The organism is Roseateles sp. P5_E1, from assembly GCF_054049335.1.
Window position 1 is genome coordinate 329,995 of sequence record NZ_JBFUMN010000003.1, and the last position, 16,327, is coordinate 346,321.

Annotated in this window: 15 protein-coding genes; 7 read left to right on the forward strand and 8 right to left on the reverse strand. The window is 69.2% G+C overall.

Going from position 1 to position 16,327, the window contains the following annotated elements:
• Nucleotides 1–7: 7 nt before the first annotated feature.
• On the reverse strand, nt 8–595 hold the full coding sequence (locus ACXJKJ_RS05780; RefSeq protein ID WP_457320802.1) for a PEP-CTERM sorting domain-containing protein: 588 nt from the start codon (nt 593–595) through the stop codon (nt 8–10).
• A gap of 81 nt (nt 596–676) precedes the next feature.
• Nucleotides 677–1,720: a hypothetical protein gene (locus tag ACXJKJ_RS05785; RefSeq protein WP_457350538.1), complete on the reverse strand. Its 1,044-nt coding sequence runs from the start codon at nt 1,718–1,720 to the stop codon at nt 677–679.
• A gap of 105 nt (nt 1,721–1,825) precedes the next feature.
• Here ACXJKJ_RS05785 and ACXJKJ_RS05790 point away from each other — a divergent pair, with 105 nt between their 5' ends.
• Nucleotides 1,826–2,785 carry an AEC family transporter gene (locus tag ACXJKJ_RS05790; protein WP_057298490.1) on the forward strand — a complete coding sequence of 320 codons (960 nt, stop codon included), beginning with the start codon at nt 1,826–1,828 and terminating at the stop codon, nt 2,783–2,785.
• Between the two features lie 286 nt (nt 2,786–3,071).
• Here ACXJKJ_RS05790 and ACXJKJ_RS05795 read toward each other — a convergent pair whose 3' ends face one another.
• From ACXJKJ_RS05795 to ACXJKJ_RS05805, 3 genes are all read right to left on the reverse strand, one after another.
• Nucleotides 3,072–4,130: a PEP-CTERM sorting domain-containing protein gene (locus ACXJKJ_RS05795; protein ID WP_457320808.1), complete on the reverse strand. Its 1,059-nt coding sequence runs from the start codon at nt 4,128–4,130 to the stop codon at nt 3,072–3,074.
• A gap of 62 nt (nt 4,131–4,192) precedes the next feature.
• Nucleotides 4,193–5,554 carry a sensor histidine kinase gene (locus ACXJKJ_RS05800; RefSeq protein ID WP_457389433.1) on the reverse strand — a complete coding sequence of 454 codons (1,362 nt, stop codon included), beginning with the start codon at nt 5,552–5,554 and terminating at the stop codon, nt 4,193–4,195.
• Nucleotides 5,554–6,897: a sigma-54-dependent transcriptional regulator gene (locus ACXJKJ_RS05805; protein ID WP_457389434.1), complete on the reverse strand. Its 1,344-nt coding sequence runs from the start codon at nt 6,895–6,897 to the stop codon at nt 5,554–5,556. Before ACXJKJ_RS05805 ends, ACXJKJ_RS05800 begins: the two co-directional genes overlap by 1 nt.
• A gap of 187 nt (nt 6,898–7,084) precedes the next feature.
• On the opposite strand from ACXJKJ_RS05805, the gene ACXJKJ_RS05810 reads away from it, so the two are divergent.
• From ACXJKJ_RS05810 to ACXJKJ_RS05835, 6 genes are all read left to right on the forward strand, one after another.
• On the forward strand, nt 7,085–8,755 hold the full coding sequence (locus tag ACXJKJ_RS05810) for an OFA family MFS transporter (RefSeq protein WP_457389435.1): 1,671 nt from the start codon (nt 7,085–7,087) through the stop codon (nt 8,753–8,755).
• 149 nt (nt 8,756–8,904) lie between these two features.
• Nucleotides 8,905–11,217, forward strand: a complete 2,313-nt coding sequence (locus tag ACXJKJ_RS05815; RefSeq protein WP_457389436.1) for an FdhF/YdeP family oxidoreductase — start codon at nt 8,905–8,907, stop codon at nt 11,215–11,217.
• The gene (locus ACXJKJ_RS05820) at nt 11,201–11,449 is read left to right on the forward strand and encodes a hypothetical protein (RefSeq protein ID WP_457389437.1); all 249 of its coding nucleotides are present in this window, start codon (nt 11,201–11,203) and stop codon (nt 11,447–11,449) included. The genes ACXJKJ_RS05815 and ACXJKJ_RS05820 overlap by 17 nt, the downstream gene beginning before the upstream one ends.
• Nucleotides 11,450–11,518: 69 nt before the next feature.
• Nucleotides 11,519–11,701 (forward strand): hypothetical protein, encoded by a 183-nt coding sequence (locus ACXJKJ_RS05825; protein ID WP_157282217.1) that lies wholly within the window; start codon nt 11,519–11,521, stop codon nt 11,699–11,701.
• Nucleotides 11,698–13,449, forward strand: coding sequence for a methyl-accepting chemotaxis protein (locus tag ACXJKJ_RS05830; RefSeq protein ID WP_457389438.1), 1,752 nt, complete (start codon nt 11,698–11,700; stop codon nt 13,447–13,449). The genes ACXJKJ_RS05825 and ACXJKJ_RS05830 overlap by 4 nt, the downstream gene beginning before the upstream one ends.
• Nucleotides 13,450–13,488: 39 nt before the next feature.
• Nucleotides 13,489–14,112 (forward strand): glutathione S-transferase family protein, encoded by a 624-nt coding sequence (locus ACXJKJ_RS05835; protein ID WP_056205458.1) that lies wholly within the window; start codon nt 13,489–13,491, stop codon nt 14,110–14,112.
• 6 nt (nt 14,113–14,118) lie between these two features.
• Here ACXJKJ_RS05835 and ACXJKJ_RS05840 read toward each other — a convergent pair whose 3' ends face one another.
• The 3 genes from ACXJKJ_RS05840 to ACXJKJ_RS05850 all read right to left on the reverse strand — a co-directional run.
• Nucleotides 14,119–14,877 (reverse strand): hypothetical protein, encoded by a 759-nt coding sequence (locus tag ACXJKJ_RS05840; RefSeq protein ID WP_457389439.1) that lies wholly within the window; start codon nt 14,875–14,877, stop codon nt 14,119–14,121.
• Between the two features lie 126 nt (nt 14,878–15,003).
• Entirely contained in the window at nt 15,004–15,372 is a 369-nt protein-coding gene (locus ACXJKJ_RS05845) for a hypothetical protein (protein ID WP_457389440.1), read from the reverse strand.
• 272 nt (nt 15,373–15,644) lie between these two features.
• A partial coding sequence (locus ACXJKJ_RS05850; protein WP_457389441.1) for a hypothetical protein occupies nt 15,645–16,327 on the reverse strand: 683 nt, incomplete at its 5' end.

The window sequence follows — 16,327 nt, forward strand, 5'->3', positions numbered from 1 at the left end:
AACGGGTTCAGCGCCTGCGCCGTAGCGCCGCCAGCAGCCCCAGGCCGCCCAGCAGCAGTGCCGCGTGGGTGGGCTCGGGCACGGCCGTGACCTGGATGTTGTCGATGCCGACCACTTCGGTGACGCCAGCATGGAATTCGCCCTTGATCGTCAGGCTGGTCACGTTGGCCAGCACCTGCCAGGACGGCAGCACGAAACTGTAGTGATGCCACTGACCATCGGCCGGCGGGTTGTTCGCGGCCACCATGTCGAACACCACGCCGCCGCCGGCCCCGATGATGGTCACTTCACCGAAAGGCGCCCAGTCCGGCGCATCGCCGTTGATGTTCCTGGCGTCGAAGGACAGCGTGCCGCCGGCAAAGGCCGACCAGTTGCCCAACCAGGCAGTGGGCGCGTTCAGCAGGAAGTCGTCGTCCGTGATGTCGGTGACCTGGAGCCAGCCACCGCCGTTGCCGCCGCTGGCCATCCAGACCTGGGCGCCACCGTTGCTGGTGGTCCAGCCTTCGGCATCGGTGTTGAAACCGGCGGCCATCGCAGCCGAGGTTGCCAGCGACAGCGCGACGGCGACGAAAGGCGCAAGGAGAGAACGGGCCATGGCGGTGCTCCAGCATTGGTAGGGCGCGCATGTTGGCCGAGGGGCCGCTGCGGCGACATCCCTAGCCAACGTCCGGAAAGCTCAACCCTGGGGCAGACCGCGGGTGCCGGCCGTGGGGGCAGACGGCTCCGAAACGTGGGCCGCCATGGCGAGCAGGCCCACACCGGCCGCGGCGCCGAGCCACAGCCAGCGCTTCCACCAGGCGGCTCGAGCCTTGGCTTCGACGGCGGGGCCGGGTTCGGCAGCGCCGCCGGCGCTGCGTGGGGGGGCGAGGCCCAGCCACTCGCGCAGTTCGTCGGCGAGGCCCTCGGCGCCGCGCGTGCGCAGCTCGGGCGATTCGGCCATGGTGCCGCGCAGCAGGGCATCGAGCTTGATCTGCTGCGCCGACTTCATCAGCGGCCAGGCCTCGGCCACGCTGCCACGCAGCGGCGCCAAGCCCCGGGGTGTGTCCTCCCAGCCGCAGATGAAGACGCGGGCCAGGGCGCCCAGGCCATAGATCTCGCTGGCGAGAGTGGGTGGTTCGCCGTTGCGGCGCTCGGGCGCCACGAAGGCCGGCGAAGCGCCGAGGCTCAGGCCGCGGTCGAAAGGGTCGGTCGGGTCGGGAATCTTGGTCAGGCCCAGGCCCATCAGGCGCACGCCGCCTTCGGGGCCGAGCCAGATCATGGCGGGGTCGATCTCGGCCAGCAGCCAGCCCTGCTGGTGGGCCGAGCGCAGGGCTTCGCAGAGCTGCACCAGCAACTCGACGCGCTGGCGCAGCCCCAACTGGTGCAACTGCGGCAGCACCGGCTCGCCATGCTCCCCCTCGACGATCAGATAGGGGTGGGCATCGGGTGTCACGCCGCTGTCGCTGGGCACGGCGATGTGGAGGTGCTGCAGCTTGGCGAGGTCACCGGCCTGGTCGGCGTAGCGCAGCATGACGCCGGCGCCCTGGTCGCTGCGGTCCAGCACGAGGACGGCCGCCTTCTGCTCCGTGGCCATTGCATGGTGGGCGCTGTACCACTGGCCGGCATGGGCCTGCTCGCCGTCGGCCAGCGGTTTCTCCAGCCGCCACACGCCCAGCGCCTGCCCTTCGTCCAGGGGCGCGGCGGCGGCTGGCGGTGGCAGGGAGAGATTGGGCATGCGCATGGCGCGGCATATTAGGGGTGACCCCAGGGGGCTGCCATCCCCCTTTGTTACAAAGCGGGCCGGTCCGCGCATTCGCTCACGGCCCTGGATACTCGCCCCCGGACAATGCTTGCCGTTCTCGCCACGACCTTTCCGTTCTTCGCGCTGGTGCTGTGCGGCTGGCTGGCCGCCGAGCGCGGTCTGCTGCCGGACAGCGCCATTCCCGGCCTGAATGGGTTCGTGCTTTTCTTTGCGCTGCCCTGCCTGCTGTTCCGCTTCGGGCGCGACACGCCGCTGCTGGAGCTGCTGAACCCGGCCCTGCTCGGCGTCTATCTCAGCTCGGCGCTGCTGATCGTCTTCTTCACGGTGGCAACGACGCTGTCCGAGCGAGTGGGCATGAAGGACGCGGCCTTTGGCGCCCTGGTGGCGGCCTTCCCCAACACCGGCTTCATGGGCGTGCCGCTGATCGTCGCGTTGCTGGGCAATGCCGCTGGCGGGGCTGTCGTCAGCACCATCCTGGCCGACCTCTTCGTGACGAGCTCGCTGTGCATCGCCCTGGCCCAGGCTGGCGCCAGCGGGCATGCCGGCCGGGCGGCGTTCGTGCAGGCGCTGAAGGCGGCCGCTTCCAATCCGCTGCCCTGGTCCATTGCCCTGGGTGCGGCTTTGGGCGTCAGCGGCCTGGTGTTGCCTGGGCCGCTGGCCAAGGTCATTGCCATGCTGGGGGATGCGGCCTCGCCGGTGGCGCTGTTCTCCATTGGCGCGGTGCTCAGCCGCTCGGGCCGTGCCAACCGCAAGGCCGGCCGTGTGACGCCGGCGGCGCTTTACCTGCCCGTGGCCGCCATCAAGCTGCTGCTGCATCCGGCGCTGGTCTTCGCCTTGGGTGCCGCGGCGCGCTGGCTGGGGGCGCCGCTGGCCTGGCCGCAGCTGGTTGCGCTGACGCTGGCGGCCGCGCTGCCCAGCGCCAGCAATGTGTCGCTGCTGGCCGAGCGCTACGGCGCAGACAACGGCCGCATCGCGCGCATCATCCTGGCGTCGACCGGCCTGGCCTTTTTCAGCTTCAGCGGCCTGGCGGCCCTGCTGATCTGACCTATGAAGCTTGCGGGCCGAGCGCCGGGCCTGCCATGGGCCAGAGGCCCATGGCCTTCCGTAGGCACAACCAGTCCGCAGGGACTGCTTGTGTCCGACTCCAGTTCACCTAGCCGGCCCGCCGTTGGCGATGTGCTTGCCGGTCGAGCCGGCAAGCACATCGCCGTCCCCTGGGGGGCTGAGGCCGGACACATCACGCCCAGTGGGCGTGATGTGCCTGCCGAAGCGCTGCGGCTCAAGCCGCAGCGTGGTCCCGACCGCGTACCCGCGGGCGAGGGGCTTCAGTTCAGCGGCGGCGACGCGCCACCCAGGCGATGACGCTCAGGCCCGACAGCAGCAGCGCATAGGTCTCGGGTTCGGGAATCGGCAAGCCGCCACCGGTCGCACAGGCGAGGTTCTGGCAGATCGTGCCGCTGCCATTGCCGGCGAAGCTGATGCCGTAGTCCGCCGCAGCGGCGCCAGACATCACATAGACCGTCGAGCCCTGCGGCAACTGCATGCCCGTGAACTGCACGGTGTTGGAGAAGTCCGCGGCACCGTTGCCGCTGATGCTCGTGCTCAGCTCGGACTTCAGGTATAGCGCCGTGCCATAGGTGAAGCTGTAGCTGCCGATGACATCCTCGTTGATCGTCAGCGTGCCGTTGCCATCCGTGTAGGTCCACAGGCCGTCGCTGTAGACGCTCTTGTTCCAGTGGTCCGAGCCCGCGTCGTAGGAGGCGTAGACCGACGCGACGACCTGGTTGGAGAAGGAGCGCAGCGACCAGTCGATGGACGCGCCGCCATTGCCCGTCGTGATGCCGGCGAGACTGCCGTCGATGTGGATGGTACCGGTGAAGGTGCCCGTGCCGGTGCCGCCGCCGATCTGGTAAAGCTCTTCCCAGGCCGAGCGCCCGACCGCATAGGTCAGGTTGTTGCTTTCCACGTGCATGGGCCAGCTGGTCGCGCCGACGACGAACTGGCCGTCGTAGCTCTGGCTCACCGGCGTGAAGCCGGCCAGCGAGGCGCTGGCGTGGTTGCTGCCCCAGTCCGTCATGCCGTAGGCATTGGCGGTGACGGGCGTCATGCCCTGGCTGGCGTCACCCGCCCAGACGCCACCGGCCGTCACATTGGGCAGGGGCGTGGCTTGATCGTAGGCGGCGCCGCTGCGGTAGTCGGAGCCGTAATAGACGCTGCCGTAGACGGTGTTCGGGTTGCCGCCGGCGTCCAGGCCAAAGACGGGGCTGGTTGTCTGGATGCTGTTGTAGTAGCCGCTGTAGGCCTCGGCAAAGACGCGGTATTGCGACTGCGCCTGGGCGGTGCAGGCGAGGGAAGCGAGACCCAGCAGGGTCAAGGCACGAAGAGACATGGCACGGCTCCCAAGGCAGCGAGCCGGCGGTGGCCCGCTGAAACAAGTTGTGCACTCTGTCACTAATTGCTTGTCTTGGCATCCCCATTCGACAGGACGGCGCGCCCTGGCAGCCGGATCGTCACGCGCAGCCCGCCACCGTCCCGGTTGGCCAGCGCGATATGGCCGTCGTGGGCTTCGGCAATCTCCCGTGCCAGCGCAAGCCCCAGGCCCGTACCGCCCTGGGAGCCGGGTTCGGAGCGCTTGGTGGAGTAGAAGGGCAGCAAGGCCTGGGCCAGCACCGCCTCGCTCATGCCGGGGCCGCGGTCCAGCACTTCGATGCGCAGCTCGTCGCCCTGGCTGGCCAGGCGCAGCAGGATCTCGTCGGGGTCGCTGCCCGACTCATGGGCGTTCTTGATCAGGTTGAGCAGGGCTTGTTCGATCTGGGCCGCATCGAACCAGCCGGGCTGATCGGGCGGCGCGCCCTCGACGCGGAATTCGCCCAGCGTCGCCAGCCGCGCGATAAAGGCCGACCAGTCCACCGCGGCGCGGCGCGGTGCCGGCAGCTTGGCGAAGGCCGCGTAGCCGCTCAGGAAGACATGCAGATGTGCCGCGCGCTCGCCGATGCTGGCCAGTACCTGCAGCAGGCGCTCGGTGTTGCCGCGCCGCGCCAGCTCCGCGCCGCTGTGGGCCAGCGACGAGATCGGCGCCAGCGAGTTGTTCAGCTCGTGGCTCAACACGCGGATGACGCGCTTCCACGTCGCGACTTCGGCCCGCGACAGCTCCCGCGTCATGCGCCGCAGCAGCCGCAGCCGATGCGGCTGGCCCTGCAGCCTGAATGTGCGCGTGCTGTGGTGGAAGGTTTCCTCCGATCCATCGGGGAGCGTCACCGCGAAAAGCCGGTCGCCGTCGCCGGCGAGGGCCTCGCGCAGCGCCTCCGGCAGGTGGGCGATGACGGTGGTGAAGTCCAGCCCGGTCAGGCTGCGGCCGTCGCCCAGCAACTGGCGTGCGGCCAGGTTGGCAATGGCGATGCGCTCGCTCGGCGCCGTCAGCACCAGCGCGACGGGCGTGTTCTGCACGACGGTGTCCAGCAGCAGCTCGCGCTGGGCCAGGTGCTGGCGCTGCTCGCGCAGGGCCAGGCCGAGCTCGGCGTGCAGTTGCGTCAGCTCGATCAGCTCACGCGGGCCGTCTGGCGCGAGATTGAGGCTGAAGTCGCCGTCCCGGTAACTCAGCACGGCCCCTTCGAGTGCGCGCGTGAGCCGCAGCAGCGGCGTCAGCCAGAACGCCGCCAACCAGCCGATCAGCGGCAGCATGACGATCACCGCCACGGCCAGCGCGATGCCTGCATCCAGGCCCGCTCGGCGCACGCCGAGGATGACCAGGGGCGGCACGACCGCCGCCGCGCCGAGTGCCAGCAGTGCGCGTGCGCGCAGCGACAGCGGCATCAAAGGTCTATCCCATAACGCTCCAGCCGCCGGTACAGCGCCTGGCGCGACAGACCCAACTGGCTGGCCGCGCGGCTGACCACGCCGCCTGCCGCGTTCAGCGCCGCGACGACGGCCTCGCGGCTGGGCTCGTCGAGGTTGCGCCAGGCGCCCCCGCCATTGCCATTGGCTTCCTCCAGCCCCAGCAGGGCCGGCGTGATCTCACCGCCCTGGCACAGCAGCGCCGCGCGTTCGACGGCGTTCTTCAGTTCGCGCACATTGCCGGGCCAACGGTGGGCAAGCAGGGCCTCGCGCGCGGCCTCGCTCAAACGCGCCCGGCCGGCCAGGAAGTGTTCAGCCAGCGGCAGCACATCGTCGCGGCGCTCGGCCAGGGGCGGCAGCTTCAGCTCGATGAGGTTGAGGCGGTAGAACAGGTCTTCGCGGAAGGCGCCGGTCTTGACCATGGCGCGCAGGTCGGCATTCGTCGCGCTCAGCACGCGCACCCGCACCTGGCGCGTCTTGCTCGAGCCCAGGCGCTCGAACTGGCCCGTCTCCAGCACGCGCAGCAGCTTGACCTGGCCGGCCAGCGGCAGGTTGCCGATCTCGTCGAGGAAGAGGGTGCCGCCATCGGCCGCCTCGAAGCGGCCCACGCGCGCCTTGGCCGCACCGGTGTAGGCGCCGCTGTCGCTGCCGAACAGCTCGGCCTCGATGAGGTCGGCCGGCAGGGCGCCGCAGTTCAGCGCGACGAAAGGACCGTCATGCGCGCTTGAATTGGTGTGCACGAAGGCCGCAATGCGTTCCTTGCCGGCGCCGTTCGGCCCGGTGATCAGTACCGGCACCGGTGCCGCGGCGATCTGGCCGGCCAGTTCGAGCAAATTGGCCATCGCATCGGAGCCGAACACGAGGCCGGCGAGGTCGTAGCGCCGTGCCAGCGCTGCGCGCCTGGCCGCCCGCGCCTCGCGCAGCTGCGCGATTTCGCGGTTGGCCTCGCCCAGCTCCAGCAGGTTCTCGACGGTCGCGATCAGCTTGGCGTCGTCCCAGGGTTTGGCGAGGTAGTCGGCCGCGCCGGCCTTGACGAGGGCCACGGCCGCGTCCAGCCGTGTCCAGGCCGTCAGCAGGATGACGGGGAGGTCGGGGCGGCGCGCGCGGATGGCACGAAAGAGCTGCTCGCCTTCCTCACCCGAGGTCGTGTCGGCCGTGAAGTTCATGTCCTGGATGACGAGGCCGAAGGCGCGCTTGTCCAGCAGGGCCAGGCCCTCCTCGGGGCTGGTGGCCATGCTGGCCTCGATGTCGTGCAGGGACAGCAGCAGTTCCAGCGCCTGGCCCACGCCGGGGTGGTCGTCAATGATCAATACGCGTCGCATGGCGCAGCAGGATAGCCGCCCATCCAACCGTGCCATCTGCCCGGATTTTCCGCACGACGCGCTAGGTTTTTCCCTAGATCGCCACTTCAACGGCGGACTCGTCACAAAGCAACCCGTATCCTGCGCCGCCTCGGGCGGGCTGATGGTGGTTGCGCACGAGATTCACATCAACGTCGAAGGGAACACCATGTCTTCAGTGGGATTGGATGCCGTACCCGGTCCGGGTCGGAGTGCGGGCTGGCTCGACAAGGAAAGAACCATTGCCGGCGTCGGCTTCAACCGCTGGCTGGTGCCGCCGGCGGCCCTCGCCATCCATCTGTGCATCGGCATGGCCTATGGCTTCTCGGTGTTCTGGCTGCCGCTGTCCAAGGCCCTGGGCATCAAGGAGGCGATCAAGTGCGGCGCCGACGTGGGTTTCTTCCAGGAACTCTTCGTCAGTGGCTGCGACTGGAAGGTCTCGACGCTGGGCTGGATGTACACGCTGTTCTTCGTCTTCCTGGGTTGCTCCGCGGCGATCTGGGGTGGCTGGCTCGAACGCGCCGGACCGCGCAAGGCCGGTGTCGTGTCGGCCCTGTGCTGGTGCGGCGGCATGTTGATCTCGGCGCTGGGCATTCATCTGCACCAGTTCTGGCTGATGATCCTGGGCAGCGGCGTCATCGGTGGCATCGGCCTGGGCCTGGGCTACATCAGCCCGGTCAGTACGCTGATCAAGTGGTTCCCGGACAAGCGCGGCMTGGCCACCGGCATGGCCATCATGGGCTTTGGCGGCGGCGCCATGATCGGCTCGCCGCTGGCGGCCGAACTGATGAAGACCTTCGCCACGGCCACCGACGTCGGCGTGACGCAGACCTTCATCGTCATGGCCCTCGTCTACTTCGTCTTCATGATCGGCGGCGCATTCGGCTATCGCGTGCCGCCCACGGGCTGGAAGCCGGCCGGTTGGACCGCACCGGTCGCCCAGGGCAGCAACGCCATGATCACGCAGCGCCACGTGCACGTGAAAAAGGTCTGGGGCATTCCGCAGTTCTGGCTGGTCTGGATCGTGCTGTGCATGAACGTGTCGGCCGGCATCGGCGTCATCGGCATGGCCAGCCCGATGCTGCAGGAAGTCTTCGGCGGTTCGCTGATCGGCCTGACGGCCAAGTTCGGTGAGCTGGACAAGGCGCAACTGGCCAAGATCGCCGCTGTGGCCGCCGGCTTCACGGCGCTGCTGAGCCTGTTCAACATCGGTGGCCGCTTCTTCTGGGCCAGCCTGTCGGACAAGCTCGGCCGCAAGGTCACCTATGTCGTCTTCTTCCTGCTTGGCGGGCTGATGTATGCCAGCATCCCCAGCAGCGCTGCCGCCGGCTCCAAGCTCGCCTTCGTCGGCGCGGTCTGCGTCATCCTGAGCATGTACGGCGGCGGTTTTGCGACCGTGCCGGCCTTCCTCGCCGACCTGTTCGGCACGCAGATGGTGGGTGCGATCCATGGCCGCCTGCTGACGGCCTGGGCCACGGCCGGCATCCTGGGCCCCGTCGTCGTGAACTACATGCGCGACTACCAGCTGGAGCTGGGCCTGCCGCGCGAGCAGGTCTACAACCAGACCATGTACATCCTCGTGGGCATGCTGGTCGTCGGCCTGATCGCCAACCTGATGATCCGTCCGGTGGCCGACAAGCACTTCATGACCGAGGCCGAGCTGGCCGAGGAAAAGCGTCTGGCGCACGAGCGCGCTGCGGCTGCCGAGGTGGGTTCGGGGTCGGGCGCCAGTGCCGCGACTTCGCCCGCGGTGGTGGCGCTGGCCTGGGCCGCGGTGGGCATCCCACTGGCCTGGGGCGTGTACAAGACCCTGATCAACGTGGGCAAGTTCTTCAACTGATCTGGTCCTGCTAGGCTGACAAGCCCCGCTGCCTGTGCAAGGCGCGGGGCCTTTTTCTTGGTGTATGACCTTACAGCCCCCACGTTCGCGCTGCTCACTGCCCCCCGAGGGGGTGCGTCAGCGGCTTCGGGCGGCCGGGCACCACTGACATGAGCGAACAAAAGATCGAGCTGTACGACGGCCCCGCCGGCGGTTGGGGCGCGCTGAAGAGCGTGGCCAAGCACCTGAACGAGCAGGGCGTGGCCGTGAAGGGCGCCAAGACGCTGCTGCATGCCAACCAGACCGACGGCTTCGACTGCCCCGGCTGCGCCTGGCCCGACCGCGACCACCGCTCCACCTTCGAGTTCTGCGAGAACGGCGCCAAGGCCGTCGCCGCCGAAGCCACCGCGCGGCGCGCAACGCCCGAGGTCATAGCCGCGAAGACGCTGAAGGAATGGGCCGAGGCGTCGGACTACGACCTGGAAGCCACCGGCCGCCTGACCGAGCCCATGGTCTATGACGCCGAGACCGACCGCTACCAGCGCACCAGCTGGGACGCCGCCTTCGCGCTGATCGCCCGCGAGCTGCAGGCGCTGCCTGATCCCAACGAAGCCATCTTCTACACGTCGGGCCGCACCAGCAACGAGGCCGCCTTCCTCTACCAGCTGTTCGTGCGCGAGTACGGCACCAACAATTTCCCCGACTGCTCCAACATGTGCCACGAGCCCAGCGGCTCCGGCATGCGGCCGACCATCGGCGTCGGCAAGGGCACGGTCACGCTGCACGACTTCGAGCAGGCCGACGCCATCTTCGTGTTCGGCCAGAACCCGGGCACCAACCACCCGCGCATGCTGGGCGAGCTGCGCGCGGCGCGCAAGCGCGGCGCGCGCATCGTCAGCTTCAACCCGCTGCGCGAGCGCGGCCTGGAGCGTTTCGCCGACCCGCAGAACGCCATCGAGATGGCGACGCTGGGCGACTCGCCGATCAGCAGCCACTACTTCCAGCTCCAGGTCGGCGGCGACTTCGCGCTGCTCAAGGGCATGTGCAAGCGCGTCGTCGAACTGGACGATGCCGCGCTGGCGGCCGGTAAGCCGCGCGTGCTGGACGTGGCCTTCATCGCCGAGCACACCCAAGGCTTCGAGACCTTCATCGCCGAGCTGCGCGAGCAGCCCTGGGAGCCGCTGGTCGCGGCATCGGGCCTGACACGCGAGCAGATCGTGCAGGCCGCCGACATCTACGCGACGAGCGAGCGCGTCGTCGCCTGCTGGGGCATGGGCATCACCCAGCACCGCCACTCGGTCAAGACCATCCAGATGATCGTCAACCTGCTGCTGCTGCGCGGCAACCTGGGCCGCCCCGGTGCGGGCGCCTGCCCGGTGCGCGGCCACAGCAATGTGCAGGGTGACCGCACCATGGGCATCTACGAGAAGCCCGCGCCGGCCTTTCTGGACAAGCTGGGCCAGGTGTTCGGCTTCGAGCCGCCGCGCGAGCACGGGTATGACACCGTGGGTGCCATCCAGGCCATGCTTGACGGCCAGGGCAAGGTCTTCATCGCCATGGGCGGCAACTTCGCCGCCGCCACGCCCGACACGGCCGCCACCTGGCGCGCGCTGCGCCAGTGCGAGCTGACGGTGCACATCACCACCAAGTTCAACCGCAGCCATGTCGTGCACGGTCGCAAGGCCCTGGTGCTGCCGGTGCTGGGCCGTACCGAGATCGACGTGCAGGCCAGCGGCCCGCAGGGCGTCACGGTGGAAGACTCGATGAGCATGGTGCACCTGTCGGCCGGCATGAATGCGCCGGCTTCGGAGCACCTGATCTCCGAGCCCATGCTGGTCGCACGCATGGCCGCTGCCACGCTGACGAAGAGCCGCACGCCCTGGCTGGCCCTGGCCAGCAACTACGCCGCCATCCGCGACAAGATCGAGGCCGTGCTGCCCGACTTCGCCGGCTTCAACGAGAAGATCAAGGCGCCCGGCGGCTTTCGCCTGCGCAACACCGCCAGCGAACGCATCTGGGCCACGGCGAGCGGCAAGGCCGAGTTCAGCACGCATGCGATGCCCACCGATCTGGCCGTGCAGCGCATTGCCGAGCGCCAGCGCGACGTTCGCGTCTTCACGCTGACGACGCTGCGCTCCCACGACCAGTACAACACGACCATCTACGGCCATGACGACCGCTACCGCGGCGTCTACGGTCATCGGCGCGTCGTCTTCATCAACGCCGATGACATCAAGGATCTCGGCATGAGGGCCGGCGACTGGGTGGACATCACCAGCCTCTACATCGATGAGGCCGGCGGCGACGTGCAACAACGCCACGCCGAGCGTTTCCTGCTCGTCGAATACGACATCCCGCGCGGCTGCCTGGCCAGCTACTACCCCGAGACCAACCCGCTGGTGCCGCTGCAGAGCTTCTCCGTCACCGCGCGCACGCCGACGTCCAAGTCCATCCCGGTCGTGCTGAGTGCGCACGCCGCCTGACCTGCTGCGCGAGCTGGGCGATGGCGCCCAGGCCGTGCCGCTGACGCGCCTGGCCAAGCGCCTGGACGCCCGCGTCAGCGAGTTGCTGCGCGAGTTCACGGCCCTGAGTGACGCCCGGCTCGGTGGCGTGGCCGGGCCTGGTTGGGTCAGCCTGCATTGCGACGACGCGGGCCGCTGGACGGTGACCCTGACCGAGGCGGGCCGCGCGCAGCAGTCGGCGACACAGGGCTAGCTAGCCGCCGTGTGGCCGCAGGCAGATCCCGTGCCTATCCGGAGGCACGGCCGAGGCACGGAGTGCAGCTTGCAGCGCCTCAAGATCCCTGTCATGCTGGCTCTGCAGGGCAGCCCAGCAGCGGCGCCCTTCAGCGAGCGCCGCCCAAGGCGCAGCGCGGTGCAGGCGGACAACGGCGTCCTGCCGACCGACTTCCGGCTGAGTCGACGATGTCGCCAGCCGCTCGACTCCTTCGACGAGGTCAAGCCATGAACTTCAATGCTTTCAAGGTTTCCACCCGATTGGCCCTGGGTTTCGGCTCGGCGGTGCTGCTCGGCCTTGTGATCGCCGTCTTCGGCATGCTGCGGATGGGCTCGCTGGCCGCCAAGGTCGACGAGCTGGCCCTTGATCGCATGCCCAAGATGGACAAGTTCGCCGACATCAAGGACAACCTCAACACGAGCGCTCGCGCGGTGCGCAATGTGCTGCTGACGACCGATGCGACCGTCCGTGCTGCCGAGGTGAAGCGCATCGGCGAGATGCGTGCGGCCACCGACGAGTCGCTCGCCATGCTGGACAAGGCGCTCGCGCAGCCCAGGAGCCGGGCGCTGCTCAAGCTCATCACCGACAACACGCCCGCCTACCGGCACGGGCTGGACCAGGTATTGGCGCTGGCGAGCGAGGGCAAGACAGCCGAGGGCGCTGCGATGCTGACCGGCGAGGTGCGTGCCCGGCAGAGCACGATCTTCAAGGCCGTCGATGACTCCATCGAGTTGCAGAGCCAAGTCGCCAACCAGCTCGCCAAGGATGCCGGCCAAGTCGCCGCCAGCAGCGGCATGGAGATGCTGGGCGGCGCGGTCGCGATGGCCTTGCTGGGCGGTCTCGTGGGCTGGGCACTGTCGCGCAGCCTGAGCCGCGCACTTGGTGCCGAGCCGGGCGAACTCAGCGATGCCGTGCAGCGCGTGGCCGATGGAGACCTGGCCCAGCCGGTACCGGTGCGGTCAGGAGACACGACGAGTACCGTGGCTGCTGTGGCGCGCATGCAGGAGGCGCTGGCCCTCATCGTGAGCACCGTACGCGCCAACTCCGACAGCGTGGCCATCGCCAGCGCCCAGATCGCGCAGGGCAACCAGGACCTGTCCAGCCGCACCGAAGAGCAGGCCAGCGCCCTGGAGCAGACGGCGGCGTCGATGGAGCAGCTGGGCTCGGCCGTGCAGCAGAACGCCGACAACGCCCGTCAGGCCAACCAGCTGGCACAAGGCGCCAGCGAGGTGGCCGTGCGGGGTGGCGCCGTCGTCAACGAAGTGGTGGCGACGATGAGAGACATCCAGCAGAGCTCGCAGCGCATCTCCGACATCATCGGCACCATCGACGGCATCGCCTTCCAGACCAACATCCTTGCGCTGAATGCGGCGGTGGAGGCCGCGCGAGCCGGCGAGCAGGGCCGCGGCTTCGCGGTCGTGGCCGGCGAGGTGCGCCTGCTGGCCCAGCGCAGCGCCCAGGCGGCCAAGGAGATCAAGTTGCTGATCATGGCCAGCGTCGAGCGTGTCGAGCGCGGCACAGTGCTGGTGGACCAGGCCGGCTCGACCATGACCGAAGTGGTCGACGCGATCCGCCGCGTCACCGACCTGATGGGCGAGATCAGCAGCGCCAGCGGCGAGCAGAGTAGCGGCGTGGCCCAGGTCGGCGAAGCGGTCATGCAGATGGACCAGACCACGCAGCAGAACGCCGCACTCGTCGAACAAGGCGCCGCCGCCGCCGAGAGCCTCAAGGAGCAGGCCCGCCAGCTCGTGGCGGCGGTGGCGGTCTTCCGGCTCGCGCACGAGGCTCATGCGGTCGTGCCGGCGCCCCGGCCACGCAAGCCCTCGCCACCCGTGAGCCGGCCGTCGACGCGACCGGCGGTCAAGGCCGTCGTGCGCAGACAGGCACCCGTCGAGCCGCGCGTGCCCTCCAGGCCTGCCGCCGGCCCGGCCGTCGTCAAGCCCCCGGCGGCGGCCGATGGTGAATGGGCCGACTTCTGAACCGACACTGCAGGCTCCGTTGACTCGCCCGCATCTCCCATGCCTGCTCTCCGTCTCCTCGGCCGCCTCACCTCCATCAACGTCCGCAAGGTCATGTGGACCGCCGCGCAGCTCGATCTCGAGCTCGACCGCGAGGACTGGGGGGCGGGTTTTCGCTCGCCGCAGGAGCCGGGCTATCTGGCGATGAACCCCAACGGCCTGATACCCGTGCTCATCGATGGTGACTTCGTGCTGTGGGAGAGCAATGCCATCTGCCGCTATCTCGCCACCAAGCTCTACGCAACCACGCTGCTGCCGACCGAGCCGCAGGCGCGCGCCAGGGTCGAGCAATGGATGGACTGGCAGGCCGGCGAGCTGAACAACAGCTGGCGCGTCGCCTTCATGGCGCTGGTGCGCGGCCAGCCGGCCACGCCCGAGGCCATCACTGCAGGCGTGGCGAACTGGAACAAGCACATGGGCATGCTGGAAGTGCAGCTCGCCAAGACGGGCGCCTTCGTGACCGGGCCTGAGTTCACGCTGGCCGACGTCGTGCTCGGCCTGTCGGCCCAGCGCTGGAAGAACGCGCCGATCGAGCGCGTGGAACTGCCGGCGGTGGAGGCCTGGCTGCAGCGCTTGAGCGCGCGGCCGGGGTTTGCCGACTACGTGGACAACGGCATGCCTTGAGCGACCTCAGAGCTTGCCGCCAGCAGGCCGGCGCGCAAGGATCTGCTGCGCAGCCTCCCTGGCCGTGGCTATCTGCTGCGGCGTGGGCGGCGCTGCCAGGTGAAGCGCACCCCGCTCCAGCAGCGACTTGGCCGCGCCCTTCGCCTCAGGGTGATCGGGCAGTTCGGCGTAGGCCATCAGAAAGCTCAAACGCTCGGCATCGCTCAGTCCCCACGCGGGGTTCGACGTCGCCGCATTGAAGAGGCTGAGCCCGTCACCGGCGAGCGCGTCACGCCGCATCGCTTCGGCCACCTGCTGGCGCTGCGCAGCGGTCAGGTCGCCGGGGAAGGTCGCGGCGGCAAAGGCCGAGGCCGCCTCGGCCACGCCGGCCCGCACCGCCCGTGAGGCCAGTTCCGGCAGCATCACGCGGTGCTGGGCGGTCACGGTCTGGCAGCGCCTCGACTCGGCATCGGCCTCCATCATCATCTGGGTCATCATTTCCGGCGATATCCCCTGGTTGCGGACGGTCTCGAAGCTGTTGCGCCGCGTCTCGTTCGACGCGCAAAGCCGCAGCCAGCGCACCGCCTCCCAGGCGGCCGCCGCATCGTCGCCGGCCATCGCACGATCGATGTGCGGGCCGTACCCTTCCGAGCCGATGCGCGGTGCGGCCGGCCTTGCGGAGGTGGGTGTCGGCGAAGCCGTTGCGGAGGCGGCGCGCGCCACCGCGCGGATGGTTGTCGAGGCTGCTGAAGCCGCCAGGGGCGGCGTGGCGGGCAGGGCGGCCACGGTTGTGGGCTGGGAGGGCAAGGCCGGGTTGGCTGGCGGCTCGCTCAGGCCCAGCCATAGGGCGGCGGCAGCTGCCGCGCCAACCGCGATGAGGATGAGAACCCAGCGAATGGCGTCCATGGCGGCTCAGCTCGCGAAGTTGTAGCGCACGACGGCGACCGTCAGCGCGAACAGATAGCCGTAGGCGAAGCGGTCAATGCGCAGCACGGGGTCACCACGGCGCGATCGCCACAGGCCCATCAGCGTCATTGCGAAACCGGCGATCACGGGCGTGACGACGAGGTTGGCCAGGCGGGGCCAGCCATCGCGCGTCAGGTGCTGGGGCATCAGCCACAGGCTCAGCGCGCCGACGATGCCGCCCAGCAGCACATAGCCGAGCACGGCCACCCAGACGCTGGGCTGCTTGCGAAAAGGCTCGGCCACGGCATGCAGGCCGAGTTCGACGAGCAGTTCGCCGAAGACCTGGAAGACGAGTTCGAGCAGCAGTTCAAGCAAGATCTCCAGGGCGGTCTCCGCAGTCGGTGAGATGACACGCAGCCTAGCGCAACCGGCCGGCCGGCAGGCGGCCGCGTGAGTTTTCACCGGCTGGAGCTCTGATGAGAAAGGGCCCGCGGCAGGGCGCTGCGGGCCAGGTACGGGGTGGCGCCTGCCGCCTTGCTGTCGAGATGTTTCAGCCGATCCGCACCGGCACGAAGATCTCTGTCCGTCCTGGCCGACGAGCAGGGCTACCTGCTTCGTTATGTCGGCAACGGCCTGCTCTGAGCGCCTCAGGACGGCTTGCCGGCGCGCACGCGGTCGACGAGCTGCTGCGCCGCCTGCCTGGCCGCCGCCAATTGCTCCTGGGTGGGTGGTGTTGCCAGCTCGAGGGCGTTCGAAGTCAGCAAGCGATCGACCACGATCTCTCCCGCATACGGGTCCAACATGCCATAGGCCAGCAGGAAACTCAGCCGCTCGGCATCGCTCAGCCCCCAGGCGGCATTGGACGTCGCCGCGTTGACCAGGCTCATCTCGTCACCCGCGCGGGCGTCGCGCCGCATCGCCTCGGCCACTTCCTGCCGTTGCTGGGCGGAGAGGTCGGCCGCAGAGGCCGCGTGCGCATAGGCCGAGGCGGCCTCGGGCACGCCCCCACGCATCGCCTGCGCGGCAAGCTCGGCCAGCAGCGCCTGGTGCTGGGCATTGACGGTCTGGCAGCGCCGCGCATCGGCATCGGCCGCGATCATCCTCTGCGTCATCCTCTCCTGCGCCACGCCCTGGTCGCGCATGGCTTCGAGGTGGCTGCGCCACTGCACGTTCGACGCACATAGCTTCAGCCACTGCACCGCTTTCCAAGCCTTTGCCGCGTCATTGCCCGCCAACGCGCGCTCGATGTGCGGGCCATAGCCCTCGGAGCCCACGCGCGGCGAGGCAGGCGCCGGGGCCGCGGCCTGCTGCGGCGCCGCCGGGCGAGGCG

What these genes read in the sequence shown, in the direction of transcription:
- ACXJKJ_RS05830 (WP_457389438.1), top strand. Translation starts at nt 11,698, where the DNA reads ATGAACTTCAATGCTTTCAAGGTTTCCACCCGATTGGCCCTGGGTTTC.
- ACXJKJ_RS05815 (WP_457389436.1), top strand. Translation starts at nt 8,905, where the DNA reads ATGAGCGAACAAAAGATCGAGCTGTACGACGGCCCCGCCGGCGGTTGG.
- ACXJKJ_RS05800 (WP_457389433.1), bottom strand. Translation starts at nt 5,554, where the DNA reads ATGCCGCTGTCGCTGCGCGCACGCGCACTGCTGGCACTCGGCGCGGCG.
- ACXJKJ_RS05780 (WP_457320802.1), bottom strand. Translation starts at nt 595, where the DNA reads ATGGCCCGTTCTCTCCTTGCGCCTTTCGTCGCCGTCGCGCTGTCGCTG.
- ACXJKJ_RS05790 (WP_057298490.1), top strand. Translation starts at nt 1,826, where the DNA reads ATGCTTGCCGTTCTCGCCACGACCTTTCCGTTCTTCGCGCTGGTGCTG.
- ACXJKJ_RS05795 (WP_457320808.1), bottom strand. Translation starts at nt 4,130, where the DNA reads ATGTCTCTTCGTGCCTTGACCCTGCTGGGTCTCGCTTCCCTCGCCTGC.
- ACXJKJ_RS05835 (WP_056205458.1), top strand. Translation starts at nt 13,489, where the DNA reads ATGCCTGCTCTCCGTCTCCTCGGCCGCCTCACCTCCATCAACGTCCGC.
- ACXJKJ_RS05785 (WP_457350538.1), bottom strand. Translation starts at nt 1,720, where the DNA reads ATGCGCATGCCCAATCTCTCCCTGCCACCGCCAGCCGCCGCCGCGCCC.
- ACXJKJ_RS05805 (WP_457389434.1), bottom strand. Translation starts at nt 6,897, where the DNA reads ATGCGACGCGTATTGATCATTGACGACCACCCCGGCGTGGGCCAGGCG.